We start from the raw sequence: 22,051 nt of genomic DNA on the forward strand, positions 1-22,051 counted from the left end.
CCGCATCACCCCGAAGACCCTCGCGGGAGACATCGGGATTCGCTCCCGAGGCCGAAGGCGCAACCGCCCCGGAAACGCTCAGGCAAAAGGACCGCGCGGGTTTAGGAACGCTGGAAAGAGGCCTCCCGAAAGGGCGGCTCGCCGAAGGAGCAAGGCCAAACCCGTCCGGCAGAGGGGCGAGGCCGGAATCTCTCAGGTCCAAGGGACAGCGGGGGCGACTTGCCGGCGGACGCCGGTCCCGTCGCCGACCCCGCTTGGAGCCTGTCCAGTGTCCGATCAAGACCTCAAGAAGACCCCGTTGTACGAGGCCCACGTGGCGCTTGGCGCGCGCATGGTGCCGTTCGCCGGCTACTCGATGCCGGTGCAGTACAAGGACGGGGTGCTGAAGGAGCACCTCTGGACCCGCGAGCACGCCGGCCTGTTCGACGTCTCGCACATGGGCCAGGCGCGCCTGCGCGGTAAGAACCCGGCCAAGAGCTTCGAGAAGGTGGTCTCGGCCGACTACCAGGGCCTGAAGGCCGGCAAGCAACGCTATGGCGTGCTGCTGAACGCCGAGGGCGGGATCATCGACGACCTGATGACGGCGCGCCCCGACAACGACGGCCTGTTCGTGGTGGTCAATGGCGCCTGTAAGGACAACGACTACAAGATCATCGCCGAGGCCCTGGCCGGCGAGGCCACGGTGACCCGCCTGGAGGACCGCGCGCTGCTGGCGCTGCAAGGTCCGCAGGCCGCCGCCGTCCTGGCCGCTCATGTTCCGGAAGCCGCCGGCATGGTGTTCATGGACACGCTGGCCCTGACCGCCTTCGGCGTCGACGCGATCATCTCTCGCTCGGGCTATACGGGCGAGGACGGCTACGAGATCTCGGTCCCGGCCGACGCCGCCGAGCGCATCTGGAACACCCTGCTGGCCGACGAGCGCGTCAAGCCGATCGGCCTGGGCGCGCGCGACAGCCTGCGCCTGGAAGCGGGCCTGCCGCTGTACGGCCATGACCTGGACGAGACGGTCTCGCCAATCGAGGCCGGTCTGAACTTCGCGGTCGGCAAGTCGCGCCGCGAGGCTGGCGACTATCTGGGCGCGGCCCGGATCGCCAAGGAACTGGCCGGCGAGCTGTCGCGCGTCCGCGTCAATCTGAAGGTGCTGGAAGGCGCGCCGGCCCGCGAAGGCGCCGAGATCGCCGACGAAGCGGGCAATGTCATCGGCAAGGTGACCAGCGGCGGCTTCGCCCCCAGCCTGGGCTTCCCCATCGCCATCGGTTTCGCCCCGCCGGCCTATGCGGCCGTGGGGACGAAGCTCAAGGTCATCGTTCGTGGAAAGGCCGCCGCCGCTGAAGTGGTCGCCACCCCGTTCGTCGCCAACCGTTACGTCCGCAAACTCTAATCAAGGGCCCAGGCAATGCGTTTCACCAAAGATCATGAATGGGTCATCGTCCAGGGCGACGTGGCCACCGTCGGGATCACCGCCTACGCCGCCGAGCAGCTGGGCGACGTGGTGTTCGTCGAGACGCCCGAGGCCGGCAAGGTCGTCAAGCAGGGCGAGCAACTGGCCGTCGTCGAAAGCGTCAAGGCCGCCTCCGACGTCTACGCCCCGGTGTCGGGCGAGGTCGTCGAAGGCAATGCCGAGCTGGGCGATGCGCCGGAAACCGTCAACGCCCTGCCGGAAAGCGGCGGCTGGTTCGCCAAGATCAAGCTGAGCAACCCGGCCGAGGTCGACGCCCTGATGGACCGCGACGCGTACGAAGCGTTCCTGAGCACGCTCTAGCTCCACCGCCGTAGACACCCCCCATCCCCGCCCCTTCCCCCATTGAGGGGGAAGGGAGAAGGACCGAAAGATGCGTTACCTCCCCCTGACCCCCGAAGACCGCGTCGAGATGCTCGGCGCGATCGGCGTCAAGTCGATCGACGACCTGTTCATCGACGTGCCGGCCTCGGCCCAGCGTTCCGGAACCGTCGACCTGCCGCTGCACGCCGGCGAGATCGAGGTCGAGCGCGAGATGGCCGGCCTGGCTCGTCGCAACCGCTCGGCGGGGGAGGGACCGTTCTTCTGCGGGGCCGGCGCCTATCGCCACCACGTGCCCGCCACGGTCGACCACATCATCCAGCGGTCGGAATTCCTGACCAGCTACACGCCCTATCAGCCGGAAATCGCCCAGGGCACGTTGCAGGTGCTGTTCGAATTCCAGAGCCAGGTCGCGGCCCTGACCGGCATGGAGGTGGCCAACGCTTCGCTCTATGACGGTTCGACCGGCGCGGCCGAGGCGGTGATGATGGCCCAGCGCGTCACCCGCCGGAACAAGGCGGTGATGTCGGGCGGTGTCCATCCGCACTATGTCGAGACCATCGAGACCCTGGCCCACGCGGCCGGCGTCATGACTCAGGCGATGGCTCCGGCCATCGACGCCGAGGACGCCGTGATCGCCGCCATCGACGCCGACACCGCCTGCGTCGTCGTCCAGACCCCGAACGTGTTCGGCACGGTCACCGACGTGACCCGGATCGCCGAGGCCGTCCAGGCGGCCGGCGCGCTGCTGATCGTGGTGACCACCGAGGCGGTCTCGTATGGCCTGCTGAAGTCGCCCGGCGAGATGGGCGCCGACATCGCCGTGGCCGAGGGCCAGTCGATCGGCAACGGCCTGAACTTCGGCGGCCCCTATGTCGGCCTCTTCGCCTGCAAGGAGAAGTTCGTCCGCCAGATGCCGGGCCGCCTGTGCGGCGAGACCGTCGACGCCGATGGCAAGCGCGGTTTCGTTCTGACCCTGTCGACCCGCGAGCAACATATCCGCCGCGACAAGGCCACTTCGAACATCTGCACCAACAGCGGTCTCTGCGCCCTGGCCTTCTCGATCCACATGAGCCTGCTGGGCGAGACTGGCCTGCGCCAGCTTGCCGCCCTGAACCACCAGAAGGCGGTCGCCCTGCGCGACGCCCTGAAGGCCGTGCCGGGCGTCGAGATTCTGACCCCGCGCTTTTTCAACGAGTTCGCGATCAAGCTGCCGAAGGATGCGGCCGAGGTCGTCGAGACCCTGGCCGGCCATGGCGTCATCGCCGGCGTGCCGTTCTCGCGCCTCGACGCGGACGCGGGCCTGAACGACGTGCTGCTGGTCGCGGCCACCGAGACCACGCTCGATATCGACATCCCCTTCTTCGCCAAGATCCTCACCAAGGCGGTGGCCCAATGAGCATGAACAACGTCGGCCGCCCCACGCGTCCCGAAACCGCGAACGACGCCGCCACCGGCCACGAGACCCTGACCGGCGGTCGTGGTCTCCTTCAGGACGAGGCCCTGATCTTCGAACTGGACGGCTGGAACAAGACCGGCGTCGACCTGCCGGAAGCCGCCGCCCCGTCGAGCGACCTGGCCGGCCTGCTGCGCGCCGAGCCCATCGGCCTGCCGGGCCTGTCGGAGCCCGAAGCCGTCCGCCACTACGTGCGCCTTTCCCAGAAGAACCATGCCATCGACCTGGCGCTGTATCCGCTGGGCTCGTGCACGATGAAGCACAACCCGCGCCTGAACGAGAAGATGGCGCGGCTGCCGGGCTTCTCGGACATTCACCCGCTGCAGCCGCAGTCGACCGTGCAGGGCGCCCTGCAGCTGATGGACCGTCTGGCCCACTGGCTGAAGACCCTGACCGGCATGCCGGCCGTGGCCCTGACGCCGAAGGCCGGCGCCCACGGCGAGATGTGCGGCATGCTGGCCATCCGCGCGGCCCACGAAGCCAACGGTCAGGGCCACCGCAAGACGGTGCTGGCTCCGACCAGCGCCCACGGCACCAACCCGGCCACGGCGGCCTTCGTCGGCTACACTGTCGTCGAGATCGCCCAGACGGAAGACGGCCGGGTGGACATGGCGGACCTGGAGTCCAAGCTCGGCGACCACGTCGCGGCGATCATGGTCACCAACCCCAATACCTGCGGCCTGTTCGAGCGCGACGTCGTCGAGATCGCCCGGCTGACCCACGCGGCCGGAGCCTACTTCTATTGCGACGGCGCTAATTTCAACGCCATCGTCGGCCGGGTTCGTCCTGGCGACCTGGGCGTCGACGCCATGCACATCAACCTGCACAAGACCTTCTCGACGCCCCACGGCGGCGGCGGTCCGGGCGCTGGTCCTGTGGTGCTGTCGGAGGCTTTGGCGCCCTTCGCGCCGACGCCCTGGCTGGTCCACGGCCACGACGGCTTCACCCTGGTCGAGCACGCCGGCGAAGAGGGGGCCAAGACCGCCCTTGGCCGCATGAGCGCCTTCCACGGCCAGATGGGCATGTATGTCCGCGCCTACGCCTACATGCTCAGCCACGGGGCCGACGGCCTGCGGCAGGTGGCCGAGGACGCCGTTCTCAACGCCAACTACATCAAGGCCCGCCTGAAGGACGTGATGAGCCCGGCCTTCCCGGATGGTCCGTGCATGCACGAGGCCCTGTTCGACGACAGCTGGCTGGAAGGCACCGGGGTGACCACGCTCGACTTCGCCAAGGCGATGATCGACGAAGGCTTCCACCCGATGACCATGTACTTCCCGCTGGTCGTCCACGGCGCCATGCTGATCGAGCCGACCGAAACCGAGAGCAAGCAGGAGCTGGATCGCTTCATCGAGGCGCTTCGCCTGCTCGCCGGCGCGGCCAAGGCGGGCGATACGGAGCGCTTCAAGGGCGCGCCGTTCCACGCTCCGCTCCGCCGCCTCGATGAGACCCTGGCGGCCCGCAAGCCCCGGTTGAGGTGGAAACCTGTGGCCGCGGCGCCACTAGCCGCTGAATAGCAAATTCCATACCCCCCTTGCGACGGCAGGGCGCCTTTACGGCGCCCTGTTGTCTCCACATATCGGGGGGGCGCATCCGGGCTGACTGGCTTTTCCAGGGAGCAAGCGGCGCGCAAGCCCGTTTCGTCCTCCCATGACTGCTTTCGCACTCACCATGCCGCGCGCCCAACGCACCGCCGATGACCTCGCCCGCGAGCTCGTCGCGCGTTTTCTGCGCGTCATTCTGGTGACACTGGGTATGCTGCTGGTCATCGGCGGCATACTGATCGCGCCGCTGCCCGGCCCCATGGGGCTGCCGCTGACCGTGGTCGGCCTGATGCTGGTGCTGCGCAATTCGTTCAAGGCCCGCAAGCAGTTCGTCCGCTTCCAGCACGCCCACCCCAAGCTGATCTTCCCGCTGCGCCGCCTGCTGCGCCGCGAGCCGGAAGTCGTGCTGGTGGCCTGGCAGCAGGCCCTGCGCGTCGAGCGCCTGATCGTGCCGCGCAGGTGGCGGGTGGCCGTTCGCTGGCGCAAGTCCCTCAAGCAGCGCGCCGTGAAGCGCAGCCAAAGGTGAGCGCGGTCGCCACGATTGACGATATTAAGCACAAGGTCCGCCGCCGCGCGCGGCTGGCCCTGCTGCTGCGCGAGTCCGCCGCCCGCACTTTCCGCTGGATCGCCATCGGCTTCGGCACGCTGGTGATCCTGGCCGGAGCGGTGCTGACGCCGCTGCCGGGGCACCTGGGCCTGCCGCTGCTGGTCATCGGGCTGATGATCGTGCTGCGCTACTCGTTCGCCGCGCGAAAGACCTTCATCCGCTGGCAGAAGCGCCACCCCAAGCTGGTCTTCCCGATCCGCCGCCTGATGCGCCGCGAGCCCGAAGTGCTGCTGGTCGTCTGGCAGCAGATGCTCCGTACCGAGAAGATGGTCCTGCGCCGCGCCCGCTGGCGCCTGCTGAAGAAGACCCGCAAGCGCGTGAAGAAGTACGTCGCGCGGAAGATGGCGAAGACGGCCTAGGGACGGGCGTCGGCTTTCGGGCCAAGTTGGACGTTGGAGCGAGGCCGGCCTCATCCTATTTGCTTGCTATGGTGGGCTCCGCCTCAACATAGTCTTGGCATGACCGACGCGCACACGTTGAACATCGCCGCCCACGTCTCGACCGGGGCGCTGGCCCTGCTCATCGGTCTCATACCGTTGTTCTGCCGCAAAGGCGGTCCGCTGCATCGCTGGTCGGGGCGCGCCACCGCGGGATTGGGTCTTGTGGTCCTGTCCAGCGCGGTGCTGGCGGTGATCCTGTTTCGACCGCCGGCGCCGCTGGTCGCCGCGACCCTCACGGCCGGGTATCAGTATCTCAGCGGCTTGCGGACCTTGTCGCTCAACCGGCGCGGGCCACGCCTGCCGGACACCCTGCTGTCGACCCTGGGCGTGGGGATGGCTCTGCTCGTGGCTTTCCAGATGGGGCGAGGCACGGCGTCCTGGACCCCGGCCATTGGCTACACGACCATCGGCTATCTGCTGACGATGACGGCCTATGATCTAAGCCGGTCGCTGTGGGTCGGGGCCTGGTATCGCTGGGTCCGTCCTCTGGATCACGGCGTGAAGATGATCGGCTTCTACTTCGCCATGCTTTCAGCCGGGGTGGGCAATCTGCTGGCCGAGTGGCAGCCGCTGAGCCAGGTTCTGCCATCCGCTGTCGGTATGGCGATGATGATCGGCTTCGTCATCTGGTACGGCCTGCATCCCATCCGCCCCGGCGCTGAAAGCCGGGCCTGACGTCCGTTTTTCACGCCAGGACCGACACTTCGTCCGAAAGCGTGATCCGAGGTCCGGTATCCGGCCGGTGCCGATAGCTGTTCCCCACCCGCGCCGGATCTTGGCGTTGCTGATGAATGGCGCTCGCTTCTGGGCAAAGGCGGCCTTGGAAGATCCGCCCGTCGGCGCCTTTCATCTCGGGGCCAGGCTGCCGCGCGGAGGGGGGTTCTAAGCCGCTAAGCGCGCGGCGTCGGCGTCGATTGTGAAGTGCCCCACGCGGCGTGTCAGTTCATGCGCCTCGTCGGCCAGCGAGCGGCTGGCGGCGGTTGATTCCTCGACCATCGCGGCGTTCTGTTGGGTGACTTGATCCATCTGGTTGACGGCAATATTGACCTCGCCCAATCCCTGCGACTGCTCCTGAGCCGCGGCGGCGATCTGCTCCATGACCTGGGCCGATTGTCGGACGCCCCCGACGATGCGCTGGAGCGCCTCGCCCGTCTGGTTGACGAGCAGCACGCCGTTCTCCACATGACCGGAACTGGCCAGCATCAGGCCCTTGATCGCTCTGGCCGCTTCTGCGGAGCGCTGGGCCAGGGCCCGCACTTCCTGCGCGACGACGGCGAAGCCACGTCCGGCGTCACCGGCCCGAGCCGCCTCCACCCCAGCGTTCAGGGCTAAGAGATTGGTCTGGAAGGCGATCTCGTCGATGACGCTGAGGATTTGCTCGATTTCGTGCGACGACTTTTCGATGGCGCTCATGGCGATCACCGCCTCGGCGACGATCGCGCCGCCGCGCTCGGCGTCGTCGCGCGCGGTCTGGACCTGAGTCCTGGCCGAGGCGGCGCCGTCGGCCGAGCGGCGGACCGTCGCCAGCAGTTCTTCAAGCGCGGCGGCGGTTTCTTCGATGCTCGCGGCCTGGCGTTCGGTGCGCTGGGCCAGCTGATCGGCGGCCTTGCTGATCTCCGACGAGCCGCCAAGGATGCTACGCGCGCCGCCGTCGATGGCCGCCATGGCGATGTTGAGGTGCTGAATGGCGGCGTTGAAATCCTCCTTCAATTTGGCGGCGGTGGCGGGAAATCCGGTCTGGATCTGATAGGTGAGGTCGCCAGCCGCGAGGCGATCCAGCGCCACGCCCAAATGTTCCACCACGATGGCCTGTTCGCGGGCGTGGGCGGCGCGCTCGGCGTCATGGATCACGCGGTCGCGTTCGGCCGCCTGGCGCTGATCCTCCGCCCTATGCTCCACCTTCAGCTTGTCGATCGCCGATTGCTTGAAGGCCAGCACCGCATCGGCCATTTGCCCGATCTCATCGCTTCGTCCGACCGCGGGCACTTCGACGGTGTTGTCGCCGGCCGCCAGGCTCCGCATCGTGGCGGTCATATCGCGGACAGGGTTGGCGATCGCCCGGGTTAGAAGCCAACCCATGGCGCAGGCAAGGCCGATCGTCAGCACGCCGACAACGCCCAGGCCGATTTCAGCCCAACGATATAGCGCCGACAGCGAGGCCTCGCGCTGTTTCCGCGCGGCCTCGGAGTGTTCGGCGATCTCCTTGCCAACCTTGCGGACGGCGGTGAGACGTCCTGCGGTCAGCAATGATGCGCGGGCGGCCTCTAGTTTTGTCGGATCTCCGCCCTGGGCGATCTGGAGATCGGTCTGGCCCGAGAAGGTTTGAACGGCCGAGGCGAAGCGCGTCAGACGGTCCTTGTCGCCGTCGTCGGTGGGCTCGGCGAGAAGGACATCGAGAGCCGCCGCATAGTCGGCCTTGAAGCCGTTGTAGCGCTTGAGGAATGACGGATCGTTGGTCGCCAGATAGCCGCGGACGGCGTTCTGTTGTTCGACAAGGGCGTCGTTGGCTTTGGCCATCAGGCTGTCGCGCGTCAGGTCGCGGTGATCCTCGGCCGCCCTGGCCTTGATGGTTTGCTCGCCGGTCAGGACCAGAACGCACACCAAAGCCACCAAGGTCACCAGCACGGTGAAGGCCGCCACGAGCTTGTGGGCGATCTTTAGGGAGCCAAACATGTCGAACCTCGCTGATCAACGGCGATAGTGCTCATGGACGGCGTTAACGGAGACCTCGGCTTGGGCTGTCCGCGTCAGTTAGCCGCGTGTGCTTAAGGTCCGCGTCCTTGAAAATCCCTATGCCTGCTTCGTGATGCGAGACGGAGCTTTCGCGGGACCGGGAGTGAAGCCGGCTTCCCCCTCTCCTCAAACGCCTGCCGGGTCCGCTTTCGAAGGCGCCCAGAAGAAAGGGCGCGGACCTTGCGATCCGCGCCCTCTTGTCTTGTCCGATGTCGCTAGCCGCTATTGCAGCTTGGCGCCCATCTGGCGGATCGCGGCGTCGACCAGGCCGTCGTTGGTCGAACCGGCGAGGCGGGCGGCCAGGACGGTCTCGGCGGCTTGCGCGGCCAGATCGACCGCGGCGGCCTTCACGTCGGCGGCGGCTTGCGCCTCGGCCTGGGCGATCTTGCGTTCGGCCATTTCGGCGCGGCGCTTGATCTGCTCCTCGAGCTTTTCCTTGGCTTCCTCGGCCATCCGCTTGGCGTCGGCCTTGGCGGCGTCCATCATCGCGACGGCTTGGCGTTCGGCTTCCTCGCGCTGGGCCTTGACGTCCGCGAGCAGGGCCTGGGCCTCTTCACGCAGGTGCTGGGCTTCGTCGAGCTCGGCCTTGATCTTGGCGGCGTAGCCGTCCAGGGCGCCGAACAGCGCGCCCGGCAGGACCTTCAGATAGACCAGCAGGCCGAAGAAGATCACCAGGGCGACCAGAACCCAGAATTCGGGGTTCGAGAGGCTGAACAGGGATTCGTGTTCCATCGTCAGCGCTCCTTAGGCCAGGGCCGACTTCAGCTCGGCGGCGGTGGCCACCTTGCCGGTCAGCTTCTCGACGATCGCGCCGGCCGTCTCCTGAGCCACTTCGCGGACATGGCTCATGGCCGTGTCGCGGGCGGCCTGGATCGAAGCCTCGGCCGCGGCCAGCTTCTCGGCCAGGACGGCCTCTTCCTTGGCCTGACGCTCGGCGGCTTCGGCCGAAGCCTTGGCCTTGGCGTCCGCCGCGGTCTTCTGGGCCTTGGCGCGCGCCTCGGCCACTTCGGCGGCGGCCGCGCGGGCCTGGGCTTCCGCCTCGTCCTTCAGGCGACGGGCGTCGGCGATGTCGCCGGCGATCTTGGCGCCGCGCTCGTCGATCGCGCCGCTGACGCGGGGCAGCAGGCCCTTCGACAGCACCGCGTAGAGGACGGCGAAGATGAGCAGCAGCCAGACGATCTGACCACCCCAGTGCTCGAACTGCAGCTGCGGAAGGCCGCCGCTTTCGTGCTTGGGGGCTTCAGTCGTCTCGACCGTGCCGTGATGTTCCGTCGCCATGGGCGAAGGCGCCTCTCAGCTAGTGCGCTTGGAGCGGACCGTGATCCGGCCCGCTCCAGGAAGCGCGAGAAAACAAAAGCATGGAGCGCGTCGCTTCCGTTGAAGCGCCGCGCTCCAGGGTCGGATTACGAGAACAGGATCAGGAAGGCGATGACCAGGGCGAAGATGCCCAGGGCTTCCGTCAGGGCCATGCCCAGGAACAGCATCGGGCGCTCTTGAGCGGCGGCCGTCGGGTTGCGCAGGGCGCCTTGGAAGTAGTTGCCGAACATCACGCCCAGGCCAACGCCCGCGCCGATCATGCCGAGCATGGCCAGGCCAGCGCCGATGTACTTAGCTGCAGCAGCGTCCATGATAGAGACTCCTTGGAAGGGTATTTGTTGGAAAGACTAAAGGTTGATCAGTGGCTGTCGAGGTGCACGACGTCGTTGATGTAGACGCAGGCGAGCACCGCGAACACGAAGGCCTGCAGGAAGGCCACCATGAACTCGAGGGCCGTCAGGGCGACGACCGAGGTCAAGGCCAGGGCCGAACCGGCCCAGCCCAGGGCGCCGAGACCGCCCAGGGCGATCACGAAGCCGGCGAAGATCTTCAGCACCACGTGGCCGCCCAGCATGTTGCCGAACAGACGAAGGCCCAGGGTGATGGGGCGGATCAGGAACGACAGGATCTCGATCGGCACCAGCAGGAAATACAGCGGCCACGGCACGCCCGACGGGGCGAACAGCTTGAAGAACTTCAGGCCGTTCTTGGCGAAGCCGACGGCGACCACGGTCAGGATGACCATCAGGCCCAGCGTCAGGGTCACGGCCAGCTGCGACGTGGCGGTGAACACCAGGAACATGCCCTGAATGTTCATGAACAGCACGAAGGCGAACAGCGTGAAGATGAAGGGCAGGAACTTCTTGCCGTCGTGGCCGATGATCGACTCCGCGAGCCCGTCGACCAGTCCGTAGAGCATCTCGCCCACCGACTGTAGGCGGCCCGGGATGACGGCCTTGCGCGCCGCCAGGCTGTAGAACGTGATGACCAGCAGCGCCGCCAGCATCATCGCGAACACCGAGTTCGTGATCGACAGGTCGATAGCGCCGAGGCCGGGAACGGTCACGGTGGGCAGTTCCACGATCTTCTGGATCTGGAACTGGTGCATCGGATCGGCCATCGGCCCTAGTCTCTCTTCTGCTTGGGGGCGGTTGACCCGCCTCCCGTGTCTCCGCCGGCATTCCCTTGAGGGGACGGCGCCGACGCCTGCGCGCTCATTTTCGTCGCCTTGCGGACGACGGAGAAAATCGAGAGCCCCAAGCCGATCAGCAGACCGCCGACCATGCCCCAGGGGCTCGTGTGGACATAATGGTCGAGCAACCAGCCGAAGCCGAGACCCACCAGTACGCCCCCGATCAGATCCGCCAGGAGGCGATAGCCGTCCTGGTTGGCCTTCTCGGACGCGGCTTTCGCCGGCTTTTCTGCCGCCTTCCTCGCCTCAAATGCGTCGAGCCGAGCGTCGAGGCTTACCAGAGCCTTGTCGTTCGGTTCGTCGGCCTTGGGCATGGGAGCGGCAGGTCCGAAAACGCCGCGGGCGCGCCAAAACAAGGCGCATTTCCGGCCGGCTTGATCGGCGCGGAACCTATAGACCTCGCCGCAGTGCGTCAAGGTAAGCGCTTCGCGGGCCAAGTTACGGGAATACTTAAGGATTTCGCCTTTGGCTTAAAGGGAAGGCAAAACCATCCCGCTTTTCATTCGATTGGCCGTTCGTTCGCGCCCCTACCGGAGGCGGGAACGGCTTCCTACATCACACGCGTTCTTTCGGCGCCACACCCCATAGGCAAGGTGCGGCGCGGCCCAATCACGCATTGATTTTTTCGTCGATCTGGGTTTTAGAGCCGCCGCCTCCAAACAATACGAAGATTCATGTCGCACCTGAAGAACACCGGATTCGCCGATCGCATCTCCTCCCAGCAAGAGGCCAAGAAGGCCATGCTGGCAAAGTTCAAGGCCAAGCCGACCGTCCAGGACCCCGATTTCGACAAGCGCGAGGAACTGCGCGCCGCCGAACTCGAGGCTGTCCGCGCCGCCCGCGCCGAGGCCAAGGAAAAAGCCCGCCTCGAGGCCCTGGCTCGCGAAGAAGAGCTGATGGCCGCCAAGCGCGCCGAGCGCAAGGAACGCAAGGCTCTCGAAGCCGCCGAGATGCGCGTGCGCAAGGAAGAGAAGGCCAAGGAACGCGACGAGCTGCGCGCCCTGGGCAAGACCAGCAACAGCAAGGCGTCTCGCGCTCACGCGTGGGGCAGCCTCCTGGGCTGATCCGAGAAGGGGCCTCATCAGGCCCCTTTTTCTTTGCCATGCCTTTCCCTTGATCGACGCCTCGAACGGGATCATGAGCCGCTCATGGTCCATCTCGACGTCATCGCCAGCCTGTTCGTGGTCGCCGCGCTCGCTGGCGCGCTGGACGCCATAGCCGGCGGCGGCGGTCTGGTGACCCTGCCCGCCCTGCTGCTGGCGGGCCTGTCGCCGGTCCAGGCCCTGGGCACCAACAAGCTGCAGGGCGCGGTCAGCGCCATCTCCTCGACCAGCGCCTTCGCCCGTCGCGGTCTGATCGACTGGAAGACGGCCCTGCCGGTGGCCGGCGCGGCCGCGGTCGCGGGCCTGTGCGGCGCGCTCTGCGCCAGCCTGCTGTCGCCGCACCTGCTGCGGGCCATCGTGCCGCTGCTGCTGATCGCCATCGCCCTCTATTTCGGCTTCTCGCGCGCCCTCAAGACCGAGGACGTCGCGCCGCGCATGGCGCTGATCCCATTCGCCTGCTTCGTCGCCCCGCTGGTCGGTTTCTACGACGGCATCTTCGGACCTGGCGCCGGGGCCTTCTACATGGTCGCGATCGTCACCCTGCTGGGCTACGGCGTGCTGAAGGCCACGGCCCACACCAAGCTGGCCAACGCCGCCAGCAATGTGGGCAGTCTGAGCCTGTTCATCCTGAAGGGCGCGGTCGTCTGGCCGGTCGGCCTGGCCATGGCCGCCGGGGCCTTCATCGGCGCCCAGGTCGGCTCAAGGCTCGCCATGCGCTTCGGACCCAAGCTGATCCGGCCGCTGCTGGTGGTGATCTCGTGCGCCATGGCCGTGAAGCTGCTGGCGGATCCGAGCAATCCGATCAGACAGGCGGTTGGGTTCTAAGCCGCGACCAGCTTCTCGGCGGTGGACAGGTCAACGCTGACCAGCTGGCTGACGCCGCGCTCGGCCATGGTCACGCCGAAAAGGCGGTCCATCCGGCTCATGGTCACCGGGTTGTGGGTGATGGCGATAAAGCGGGTCTGGGTGCGCCGGCGCATCTCGTCCAGCATGTTGCAGTAGCGATCGACATTGGCGTCATCCAGCGGCGCGTCGACTTCGTCCAGCACGCAGATCGGGGCCGGATTGGCCAGGAACACGCCGAAGATCAGGGCGCTGGCCGTCAGGGCCTGCTCGCCGCCGCTCATCAGGCTCATGCTGGCCATGCGCTTGCCGGGCGGGCAGGCGAAGATCTCCAGGCCGGCCTCCAGCGGATCGTCGCTCTCGATCAGCTTCAGCTCGGCCTGGCCGCCGCCGAACAGGGCCTGGAAGAGGGTCTGGAAGTTGGCGTTGATCACGTCGAAGGCGGCCAGCAGGCGCTCGCGGCCCTCGGCGTTCAGCTCCTCGATGCCGGCCCGCAGCTTGCCGACCGCGCCCGACAGGTCGGCGCGCTCGATCCGCATGGTCTCCAGGCGTCCGGCATATTCCTGGGCCTCCTCCTCGGCGCGCAGGTTTACCGGACCGATGGCGTCGCGCTCTCGTTCGAGAGCGAACAGGTGGGCCTCGACCCCGGCGGCGTCCTTCGGGACGGCCACGGCCTCGCCGGCGACGTGACGGCCCAGCTCCTCGGGCTCCATGCGGGCCTGCTCGCGGATGGCCGAGGCGACCTCGCCGAAGCGCTGGCGAGCCCCGTCCAGGTGGGCGACCAGGGCCGCGCGCTTCTCGCGGGCCTCGCCGGCGGCCTGCTCGGCGGCCCGGGCGGCGCGGTCGTTGTTGAGGCGGGTGGTCTCGGCGGCTTCCAGGGCGTCGCTGGCCTTGGCGCGCCGGGCTTCGGCGGCGCCGAACTCGTCCAGCAGGATGACCAGCTTCTCCTTCAGCGCCGCAGGCGCCTCGCGCGCGCCCTCCAGGGCGGCGGCGGCTTTCACGCGGTCGCCCGCGAGCGACTCCGCGCGCTTGCCGGCGGTCTCGGCGCGCTTGGCCCAGTCGGCGCGGTCGCGCTCCAGGCTTTCCAGACGCCGTTGGCGGCCAGCGCGCTCACGGGTCTCGACATCCAGCGCCGTGCGGGCGGCGCTGGCGGCTTCGCGGGCCTGGGCCGAGGCCTGGCGCGCCTGCGCGAGTTGAGGTTGCAGATCGCCCGACGTCTGGGCGGCGGCGTGGGCCTCGCGGGCCTCCGCCAAGGCCGCGTCGACCTCGGTCTTCTCGGCCTCGAAGCGGGCGATGGTGTCGTCCAGCGACTGGGCGCGGGCGGCCCGCATCGCCTGCTCGCGTTCGAACTTGGCGACCTGCTCGCGCGCGCCGTTCAGCAGGCGTTCGGCGTCCGGCGGACCCCGGCGCTTGTCGCGCAGCAGATCCTCGACGACGCGCATCCGGTCGGCGGCGGTCTTCAGCGCGGCGGCGGTGGCCTCGGCGCGCGGGGTCATGAGGTCGATCTCGGTCTCGACTTCGGCCAGGCGCGTCCGCTGCTCCAGCCGCACGGCGGCCGGCTTGGGCGCATCGGCGCGGGCCACGAAGCCGTCCCAGCGCCAGAGATCGCCTTCCTTGGACACCAGGCGCATGCCGGGCTTCAGCGCGGCTCGCAGCCGGTCACCATCCGCGCGGGCCACGACGGCGACGTGCGAGAGACGGGCGGACAGGGCGGGCGGCGCCTTCACGAGCGGGGCCAGCGGCTGCGCGCCCTCGGGCCAGGTCGGGGCCGGCGCCTCGGCCCCGCCCCAGTAGGACGGCGCCTTGGCGTCGAGCGCGGCGTCCAGGTCGTCGCCGAGAGCGGCGGCCAGGGCCGCGCCATAGCCCTTGTCCGGCGAGACGCTGTCGAGGGCCGGGGCGTGGCCGCTCTTGGAGCGTGGGGCGGTCAGCTGAGCCAGGCCGCGCGCTTCCGTGCGCAGACGGCCCAGCTGGTCCTCGACATTACGCGCCAGCTGGCGGGCCTGGGCCTCCTGCTCGGCGGCCTTGACCCGCTCGGCCTCGGCCTCCTCCAGCGCCGCGCGGGCGGCGGCCAGGGCGGCCTCGGCGTTGGCGAAGCGCTGGCGGGCTTCGGCGGCGGCCGGATCGACCTCCGGACCGACGGCGGCCCGCTCGGCCTTGGCCTGATCGAGGGCGCGGCTGGTGCGGTTGGCGCGGGCCTCGGCTTCCGAGAGGCGGGCGGCGGCAGCGCGGCCCTGCGCCTCCTCGGCCGCGACGCGGGCGGCCAGTTGCTCGACAGCGGCCTCGGCGGCGGCGCGGGCCTCCTCGGCGGTCTTGGCGGCGGCGGCCAGCTCGGGCCCGCGCTCCGGCGCGGCGGCGACCAGCTCCCGCACTTCGGTGAGTTCGGCGTCGATGCGCGCCAGGGCGGCGGCGGCGTCGTCCTTGGCCTGCGCCTCGCGGGCCAGGTCGGCGTCGATGCGCGCCAGATCATTGGAGAGGCGTTCGAATTCGGCGGCGGCGGCCTCGGCCTCGCGCTCGGCGCGGTCCTTCTGGATGGCCAGCTGGCCCAGGATCGCCTGGGCGATGGTCGCCTCTTCCCGCAGGGGCGGCATGGCGGCCTCGGCCTCGGTGATCGCCACCTGAGCGGCGGCGCTGGCGCGGGCCGTTTCCTCGACCAGCCGGGCGGCGCTGGTGGCCTCGCTCGTGGTCCGCTCCAGCGTGTCGCGGGCCTCGGTCCAGCGGGTGTAGAGCACCGCGCCCTGCACGGCCCGGATCTCGGACGACAGGCGCTTGTACTTCTCGGCCTGGCGGGCTTCGCGGCGCAGGCGATTCAGCGCCATCTCCAGCTCGCGGGCGACATCCTCCAGCCGGGCCAGATTGCTCTCGGCCGCCCGCAGGCGCAGCTCGGCCTCATGGCGGCGGGTGTGCAGGCCCGAGACCCCGGCGGCCTCTTCCAGGATGCGGCGGCGGTTCTGCGGCTTGGCGCCGATCAGCTCGCTGATCTGGCCCTGGCGGACCAGGGCTGGCGAGTTGGCGCCGGTCGAGGCGTCGGCGAACAGGAGCTGGACGTCGCGGGCCCGGACCTCGCGGCCGTTGATCCTGTAGGTCGAGCCCTCGCCGCGATCGATGCGGCGGACGACCTCCAGCACCGGATCGTCGTTGAACTGGGCGGGGGCGGTGCGGTCGGTATTGTCGATGGTCAGGGCGACGTCGGCGTGGTTGCGCGCGGGCCGCGCGCCGCTGCCGGCGAAGATCACGTCATCCATGCCGCCGGCCCGCATCGCCTTGGCGGAATTGGCGCCCATCACCCAGCGCAGGGCTTCCAGCAGGTTGGACTTGCCGCAGCCGTTCGGGCCGACAATGCCCGTCAGCCCGGGCTCGATCCGGAACTCGGTCGGCTCGACGAAGGACTTGAAGCCCGAAAGGCGCAGGCGCTGGAACTGCACGGAGGCGGTCCCCTGGGACCCTAGCCCTTCGCCGCGGCGGCGAAGGCCTTGGAGAGCACGGCGAAGTCGGCGCTGTGATCGTAGGGCGCGCCGTTGACGAAGAAGGTCGGCGTGCCCTCGACGCCATCGTCCACCGCCTTGGCCATGCGCTCGTTGACGCCCTTCAGCGCCGCCGGATCCTCCAGCGTCGCCTTGAACTGCGCGTCGGTCAGGCCGTACTGCTTGCCGATCGCCTGCAGGCCCTCGAACAGCTTCTCGCTGCGATAGATCTCTTCCTGCTTCTGGAAGACGGTGGTCAGCACCTCGAAGTACCTGCCCGGGATGCGGCGGGCCAGGATGAAGCCGGCGGCCGCGAACTCGTTGGGCGGGGTCAGGAACTCGCGGAACACCAGGCGCACCTTGCCGGTGTCGATGAAGGCCTTGCGAACCTCCGGCAGCACCGTCGTCCACCAGTGGGCGCAGTGCGGGCAGCTGGCCGAGGCGTAGACCACCAGCTGGACCGGCGCCTTGGCCGAGCCCAGCATCATCTCGCCCGGGACCGGCGGCAGCGGCGCGGCGCGCGCGGCCAGAGGGCTCGCCGCGACAGCGAGGCCCGAGACGATCAGCGCGCGCCGGTCGAGACGCATTACTTCGAGGCTTCCGCGATGGCGGCGTCCAGCTGGGCCAGGGTGACCTCGCCGCCGGACTCGCCGCCGACCTTCTTGCCGTTGACGATGAAGGTCGGAGTGCCTTCGATCTTGTCGGCCTTCATCTGCTTTTCGATGCGCTCGGCCGACTTGGCGGCCTTCTCGTCGGTCAGGCAGGCGTTGAACTGGTCTTCGCTCATGCCGGCCGCCTGGGCGATGGTCAGCAGCTCGCCGCGGATGTCGCCGGTCTGAAAGATGCTGGCCTGGGCGTGATAGATCGCGTCCGTCACCTGGAAGTACTTATCCTTGCCGGCGCAGCGGGCCAGCATGGCGCCGGCGTTGGCCAGGCGCGGCTCGCCGGTCAGGGCTTCGCGGGCCACGTAATTGACCTTGCCGGTGTCGATGTACTTGGCCTTGAAGGCCGGGAAGACTTCCGCGTTCCAGGTGGCGCAGTGTGGGCAGGCGACCGAGGCGTACTCGACCACGGTCACCTTGGCGGCGGGATTGCCCAGGGTCATGTCGTCGGCGGTGACCTTGGTTCCCGTGGGGCCGCAGGCGGCGAGCGCGCCCAGCGAGGCGGTGAGGGCGACGGCGGTCAGAAGCCGGCGGGTCAGCGGACGCATGGTCGATCTTCCTTGCAGTAGAATAGCGAAGTTAAGCGCGATTCTTAGAGGTGGCGAAAAGGGCGCCGATAAGGCCTGTGCAACAGCGCGATCGGGGTGGGGTTGTCAATCGGAAGGTCTGTGGATCGGAGGCTCAGGGATGCTCGCGCAGCACGCCGCGCCCCAGTTTCAGCAGGGCGTCCTTGAGACCGCCGTCGGGCTGGTCGGCCAGGCTGTCGGAGAGCTGCTTTTCCAGCGCCGCGTCCAGCGGCGGCTTGCGGCGCGGACGTTGTGCGACCGGCGCGGCGGCGGCCTTGACCGGGCCCTGGACGATGCGCAGGCGGGTGACGACGCCCTTGCCCAGCAGCATGTCGAGGCGGGCGGTGATCTGCGGGGCCTGGTGCTGGATCAGCGAGGCCACGGGGCCGTCGACGCGCAGCTCCAGCGCGCCGCCTTCGCCATTGCGGCCCTTGATGATGCGAACGGGCTCCGTCCGACGCGCGAGGGTGTCGCCGACGATCTCGCGCCAGCGGGCCTGCAGGGCGGCGGGACCCTTGCCGAAACGGTCTTCCAGCGACTTCAACAGCGGCGCCAGGCTCTTGCCGGCGGGCGGCGGCGGGCGGCGCTGGGGACGCGTGCGCTTGGCGCGCAGGATCGCGAGGGCTTCTTCCGCGGTGGGCAGGGGGCGGCGCATGCGAGGAAACTAGCATGCCGGGCTCGGTTCGCGGTAGGCGAGGGACGATGAAAGACCGTCAAGCGATCCGTTCGGCCCTGCTGGCCTGGTACGACGCCCAGGCCCGGACCCTGGCCTGGCGCGTCTCGCCCGCCGACCGCCGCGCCGGCGTGCGGGGCGACCCCTACCGCGTCTGGCTGTCGGAGGTGATGCTGCAGCAGACCACCGTGCCGCACGCCACGCCCTATTTCCTGGGCTTCACCGAGCGCTGGCCGACGGTCTCGGATCTCGCGGCGGTGGACGACGGCGACCTGATGGCCGCCTGGGCGGGGCTCGGCTACTACGCCCGGGCCCGCAACCTGCTGGCCTGCGCGCGGGCGGTGGCGAACCAGCACGGCGGCGTCTTCCCGGATACCGAGGAGTCCTTACGCGCCCTTCCCGGCGTCGGGGCCTATACCGCCGCCGCCGTGGCCGCCATCGCCTTCGACCGCGCGGCCAATGTGGTCGATGGCAATGTCGAGCGGGTGATGTCGCGGCTGTTCGCCGTCGAGGCGCCGATGCCGGACAGCAAGCCGGAACTCAAGGCCCTGGCCGGCGAGCTCGTCACCGACGATCGCCCCGGCGACTGGGCCCAGGCGCTGATGGATCTCGGAGCCACGGTCTGTAAACCCAAGGCCCCGCTGTGCGACCGCTGCCCGATCTCGGACTGGTGCGCGGCCTACAAGGGCGGCGCGCCCGAGACCTATCCGCGCAAGACCAAGAAGGCCGACCGCCCGCGCCGACACGGCGTCGCCTATGTCCTGACGCGCGGCGACGACATGGCTCTGGTCCGCCGTCCGCCCAAGGGCCTGCTGGGCGGGATGCTGGGCCTGCCGACCAGCGACTGGCGCGCCGCGCCGTTCTCCGACGCCGAGGCGGTGGCCGCGGCGCCGATCGCGGTCGCCTGGCGCGACCTCGGCGCGGTGGAGCACGTGTTCACGCACTTCTCCCTGACGCTGAGGGTGTTCGCGGCGGACGGCGTGAACGCTGGCGACTTCGTCTGGACCCCGCGCGAAGGCCTGGGCGCGCTGCCCAGCGTGTTCCTGAAAGCAGCGCTGGCGGCGGAGCGGCTGATCTAATCAGCGCGCGAACGTCCCGAGCGCGTCAAGGAAGTCATTGCCGAAGATTTTCAGCAGGAACGCCGCGATCACGAGAAGTACGGAATAGCTGAGCGCCGACACCACGCCGATCATGACGTCTTTCCACAACGGTCGGCCGCGTAGCAAGGCATCGCGCTGAATGGAGGGCGTCTGATCCTCGAGCGCGATCTGGGCATAGGCGGATAGGGCGCTGTCGGCGGTCTCGCGGAAGGCTTGAAGCGTTGTCGGCGTCCATTGCCGAGAGAAGCCGCGCAACTCGGTCACCGTCGGAGCTCTGCCCTCGCGAGCGCGGTGCTCGAATAGCCACTCGCGCTTGGCCTGCTTGTAGAGGCCGTAAGCGATGAAGCCTTCAATATCGTCCGAGGCGCGGACCAACTGGTCGAAGACCGGATTGTGGTCGGTCGTCGCCACGCGGCGGTTATTTCCTGGCCAGGACGAGTTTGGCGCGAGACAGAGCCCGTTCATGCGTATCGCGGCTCAGGGCGATGACCTTGCTGCCGTCAGAGCGTCGAATCTCTTGCAAAACGCTCCCGTTCCGCGGATCGCGAAAAGGAACGGCGCTCACCATCGCTTTGCTGGCGGGAATTCTACCGGTGCGGATCATAAGGTGAACATTGCCGCCTCGCGTTGGATCACGCAAGACGGCGGCGCGAAAATGAGCGCCTCAGTTCATCCCCGCCCGCACCTGCGCCCGCAGCACGTCGATCGGGGCCAGGCCCGCGTCGGTCTTGAAGTGCCAGTAGGTCCAGCCGTTGCAGGCTGGGGCGCTCTGCACCAGGGCGCCGATCTTGTGGATCGAGCCGGACAGGTCGCCGACCGTGATCGAGCCGTCCGGGCGGACCTTGGCGGCGTGGTTGCCCTTGGAGCAGTAGAGGGTGTCGCCGGGCGACAGCAGGCCGCTCTCGACGATCGTGCCGAACGGCACGCGCGGTTCGGCGCGCTTGCTGCCCATGACGTCCAGGTCTTCCGGCGCGATCGGCACGACCTTGGCGATGCGGGCCTTGGCGTGTTCCAGATATTCGGCCTCGCGCTCGATGCCGATGAACTTGCGGCCCAGGCGCTTGGCGGCCGCGCCGGTGGTGCCGACGCCGAAGAACGGATCCAGGATCACGTCGCCCGGCTTGGTGGTCGACAGGATCACCCGATAGAGCAGGGCTTCCGGCTTCTGGGTCGGGTGGGCCTTGTGGCCGTCCACGCCCTTGATGCGCTCCTCGCCGGTGCACAGCGGGATGGTCCAGTCCGAGCGCATCTGCACCTCGTCATTGGCCATCTTCAGGGCGTCGTAGTTGAAGGTGTAGCGCTTGGCGTTCTGGCTCTTAGAGGCCCAGATCAGGGTCTCGTGGGCGTTGGCGAAGCGGGTGCCCTTGAAGTTGGGCATCGGGTTGGACTTGCGCCAGACGATGTCGTTGAGGATCCAAAAGCCCAGGTCCTGCACGGCCACGCCGACGCGGAAGATGTTGTGATAGCTGCCGATCACCCAGATCGCGCCGTCATCCTTCAGCACGCGGCGGGCGGCCTTCAGCCATTCGCGGGTGAACTTGTCGTAGGCGGCGAAGCTCTCGAACTGGTCCCAGTGGTCGTCGACCGCGTCGACCTTGGAATTGTCGGGACGCAGCAGGTCGCCGCCCAGCTGCAGGTTGTAGGGCGGATCGGCGAAGATCAGGTCGACCGACTTCTCCGGCAGGGCGTTCATCTGCTCGATGCAGTCGCCCAGGATGATGGTTTCCGGCCCGAACTTCATGTCCCGCGTCCCTACAAAAGAGAACGGAATCATGAGTCTTGCTGGTAAATGCGGGGTGAGCAGACGTGGTTAGCGGGACGTTAATGCGCGCAAAACGCGTGGTCTTGAGTCCGATCAGACTCAAAACCTCTTTCGGATCAGAGGTCTAGGTCGTCGCCCAGCGCCAGTTCACCGGCCAGCGCGGCCTTCACCGGGGCCCAGCCCATGCGGTGGATCGGCGAAGGGCCAAGCTTGCGCAGACCCTCGACATGGATCGGCGCGTGATAGCCCTTGTGGCCGGCGAAGCCGTAGCCGGGATAGACCGCGTCCATCTCCACCATGATGCGGTCGCGGGCTTCCTTGGCCAGGATCGAGGCGGCGGCGATCGAGCACGACAGGCTGTCGCCCTTGACCACGGTCTTGATCGGGCAGGGCAGCTTGAAGGCGTAGTTGCCGTCCACCAGCGCGATGGCGGGCGTCACCGACAGGCCCTCGATGGCCCGGCACATGGCCAGGCCCGCGGCGTGCAGGATGTTGAGCTCGGCGATCTCGTCGATCGAGGCCAGGCCCACGCCCCAGGCGATGGCGACGGCCTTGATCTCTTCCTCCAGGCCCGCGCGGGCCTTGGCGGTGAGTTTCTTGGAGTCGTTGAGGCCCTTGGGCACGCGGTCGGGATCCAGGATCACGGCGCCGGCGCTGACCGGCCCGGCCCAGGGACCGCGCCCGGCCTCGTCCACCCCGCAGACCGGCCCCGGTCCGCAGGCCAGCTCCAGCATCATGTCGGGTCCGGTGCGCATGGGCCGGTGTTTAGGCCGGTTCGCGGAGGCGGGAAAGAATTTTACGAGCGTAATAAT

Annotated in this window: 23 protein-coding genes and 1 riboswitch; of the genes, 10 read left to right on the forward strand and 13 right to left on the reverse strand. The window is 68.4% G+C overall.

Going from position 1 to position 22,051, the window contains the following annotated elements; genetic code table 11:
* The first annotated feature begins 13 nt into the window (after positions 1-13).
* A riboswitch (glycine riboswitch) is annotated at positions 14-104 on the forward strand.
* Between the two features lie 164 nt (positions 105-268).
* The 7 genes from gcvT to AC07R7_RS05285 all read left to right on the forward strand — a co-directional run bounded on the left by gcvT (position 269) and on the right by AC07R7_RS05285 (position 6,502).
* Positions 269-1,381 (forward strand): glycine cleavage system aminomethyltransferase GcvT, encoded by a 1,113-nt coding sequence (gcvT, locus tag AC07R7_RS05255; RefSeq protein WP_494634394.1) that lies wholly within the window; start codon positions 269-271, stop codon positions 1,379-1,381.
* Positions 1,382-1,396: 15 nt separating this feature from the next.
* Positions 1,397-1,762: a glycine cleavage system protein GcvH gene (gene gcvH / locus AC07R7_RS05260; protein WP_125155078.1), complete on the forward strand. Its 366-nt coding sequence runs from the start codon at positions 1,397-1,399 to the stop codon at positions 1,760-1,762.
* A 70-nt stretch (positions 1,763-1,832) separates the two neighbouring features.
* Positions 1,833-3,179, forward strand: coding sequence for an aminomethyl-transferring glycine dehydrogenase subunit GcvPA (gene gcvPA / locus AC07R7_RS05265; RefSeq protein ID WP_494634395.1), 1,347 nt, complete (start codon positions 1,833-1,835; stop codon positions 3,177-3,179).
* Positions 3,176-4,753, forward strand: a complete 1,578-nt coding sequence (gene gcvPB / locus AC07R7_RS05270) for an aminomethyl-transferring glycine dehydrogenase subunit GcvPB (RefSeq protein ID WP_494634396.1) — start codon at positions 3,176-3,178, stop codon at positions 4,751-4,753. The genes gcvPA and gcvPB overlap by 4 nt, the downstream gene beginning before the upstream one ends.
* 133 nt (positions 4,754-4,886) lie before the next feature.
* On the forward strand, positions 4,887-5,306 hold the full coding sequence (locus tag AC07R7_RS05275) for a hypothetical protein (protein ID WP_494634397.1): 420 nt from the start codon (positions 4,887-4,889) through the stop codon (positions 5,304-5,306).
* Positions 5,303-5,746, forward strand: a complete 444-nt coding sequence (locus tag AC07R7_RS05280; protein ID WP_492888122.1) for a hypothetical protein — start codon at positions 5,303-5,305, stop codon at positions 5,744-5,746. The genes AC07R7_RS05275 and AC07R7_RS05280 overlap by 4 nt, the downstream gene beginning before the upstream one ends.
* 99 nt (positions 5,747-5,845) lie before the next feature.
* Positions 5,846-6,502 (forward strand): hypothetical protein, encoded by a 657-nt coding sequence (locus AC07R7_RS05285; RefSeq protein ID WP_492888121.1) that lies wholly within the window; start codon positions 5,846-5,848, stop codon positions 6,500-6,502.
* A gap of 207 nt (positions 6,503-6,709) precedes the next feature.
* Here the strand turns inward: AC07R7_RS05285 and AC07R7_RS05290 are convergent, their stop codons facing one another.
* The 6 genes from AC07R7_RS05290 to AC07R7_RS05315 form a co-directional block, all read right to left on the reverse strand.
* Entirely contained in the window at positions 6,710-8,500 is a 1,791-nt protein-coding gene (locus AC07R7_RS05290) for a methyl-accepting chemotaxis protein (RefSeq protein ID WP_494634398.1), read from the reverse strand.
* Between the two features lie 282 nt (positions 8,501-8,782).
* Positions 8,783-9,292, reverse strand: coding sequence for a F0F1 ATP synthase subunit B (locus AC07R7_RS05295; RefSeq protein WP_492888119.1), 510 nt, complete (start codon positions 9,290-9,292; stop codon positions 8,783-8,785).
* A 12-nt stretch (positions 9,293-9,304) separates the two neighbouring features.
* Entirely contained in the window at positions 9,305-9,838 is a 534-nt protein-coding gene (locus AC07R7_RS05300; protein WP_492837397.1) for a F0F1 ATP synthase subunit B family protein, read from the reverse strand.
* 125 nt (positions 9,839-9,963) lie between these two features.
* Positions 9,964-10,188 carry a F0F1 ATP synthase subunit C gene (locus AC07R7_RS05305; RefSeq protein ID WP_004615714.1) on the reverse strand — a complete coding sequence of 75 codons (225 nt, stop codon included), beginning with the start codon at positions 10,186-10,188 and terminating at the stop codon, positions 9,964-9,966.
* A 47-nt stretch (positions 10,189-10,235) separates the two neighbouring features.
* Entirely contained in the window at positions 10,236-10,997 is a 762-nt protein-coding gene (locus AC07R7_RS05310) for a F0F1 ATP synthase subunit A (RefSeq protein WP_494634399.1), read from the reverse strand.
* A 5-nt stretch (positions 10,998-11,002) separates the two neighbouring features.
* Positions 11,003-11,383, reverse strand: coding sequence for an AtpZ/AtpI family protein (locus AC07R7_RS05315; protein ID WP_492837395.1), 381 nt, complete (start codon positions 11,381-11,383; stop codon positions 11,003-11,005).
* Positions 11,384-11,743: 360 nt separating this feature from the next.
* Here AC07R7_RS05315 and AC07R7_RS05320 point away from each other — a divergent pair, with 360 nt between their 5' ends.
* A complete protein-coding gene (locus AC07R7_RS05320; protein ID WP_492888117.1) occupies positions 11,744-12,133 on the forward strand; it encodes a DUF6481 family protein in 390 nt (129 codons plus the stop codon).
* An 84-nt stretch (positions 12,134-12,217) separates the two neighbouring features.
* Complete coding sequence (locus AC07R7_RS05325; protein ID WP_494634400.1) at positions 12,218-12,997, forward strand: TSUP family transporter; 780 nt, start codon at positions 12,218-12,220, stop codon at positions 12,995-12,997.
* On the opposite strand, the gene smc is transcribed toward AC07R7_RS05325, so the two are convergent.
* The 4 genes from smc to AC07R7_RS05345 all read right to left on the reverse strand — a co-directional run bounded on the left by smc (position 12,994) and on the right by AC07R7_RS05345 (position 18,359).
* A complete protein-coding gene (gene smc / locus AC07R7_RS05330) occupies positions 12,994-16,437 on the reverse strand; it encodes a chromosome segregation protein SMC (protein WP_494634401.1) in 3,444 nt (1,147 codons plus the stop codon). The genes AC07R7_RS05325 and smc overlap by 4 nt on opposite strands.
* Before the next feature lie 20 nt (positions 16,438-16,457).
* Positions 16,458-17,063 (reverse strand): thioredoxin domain-containing protein, encoded by a 606-nt coding sequence (locus tag AC07R7_RS05335; protein WP_494634402.1) that lies wholly within the window; start codon positions 17,061-17,063, stop codon positions 16,458-16,460.
* Positions 17,063-17,686, reverse strand: coding sequence for a DsbA family protein (locus tag AC07R7_RS05340; protein ID WP_494634403.1), 624 nt, complete (start codon positions 17,684-17,686; stop codon positions 17,063-17,065). The genes AC07R7_RS05335 and AC07R7_RS05340 overlap by 1 nt, the downstream gene beginning before the upstream one ends.
* Positions 17,687-17,819: 133 nt before the next feature.
* Positions 17,820-18,359, reverse strand: coding sequence for a DUF721 domain-containing protein (locus AC07R7_RS05345; RefSeq protein ID WP_494634404.1), 540 nt, complete (start codon positions 18,357-18,359; stop codon positions 17,820-17,822).
* Between the two features lie 47 nt (positions 18,360-18,406).
* Here AC07R7_RS05345 and mutY point away from each other — a divergent pair, with 47 nt between their 5' ends.
* On the forward strand, positions 18,407-19,456 hold the full coding sequence (gene mutY / locus AC07R7_RS05350) for an A/G-specific adenine glycosylase (protein ID WP_494634405.1): 1,050 nt from the start codon (positions 18,407-18,409) through the stop codon (positions 19,454-19,456).
* Here mutY and AC07R7_RS05355 read toward each other — a convergent pair whose 3' ends face one another.
* From AC07R7_RS05355 to rnhB, 3 genes are all read right to left on the reverse strand, one after another.
* Positions 19,457-19,888 carry a hypothetical protein gene (locus AC07R7_RS05355; protein ID WP_494634406.1) on the reverse strand — a complete coding sequence of 144 codons (432 nt, stop codon included), beginning with the start codon at positions 19,886-19,888 and terminating at the stop codon, positions 19,457-19,459. It abuts the gene before it with no gap.
* A gap of 253 nt (positions 19,889-20,141) precedes the next feature.
* Positions 20,142-21,218 (reverse strand): site-specific DNA-methyltransferase, encoded by a 1,077-nt coding sequence (locus AC07R7_RS05360; protein WP_099575541.1) that lies wholly within the window; start codon positions 21,216-21,218, stop codon positions 20,142-20,144.
* A 137-nt stretch (positions 21,219-21,355) separates the two neighbouring features.
* Positions 21,356-21,994: a ribonuclease HII gene (rnhB, locus tag AC07R7_RS05365; protein ID WP_494634407.1), complete on the reverse strand. Its 639-nt coding sequence runs from the start codon at positions 21,992-21,994 to the stop codon at positions 21,356-21,358.
* Positions 21,995-22,051 lie beyond the last annotated feature (57 nt).

It is taken from the genome of Caulobacter sp. GW821-FHT05F04, assembly GCF_059419665.1.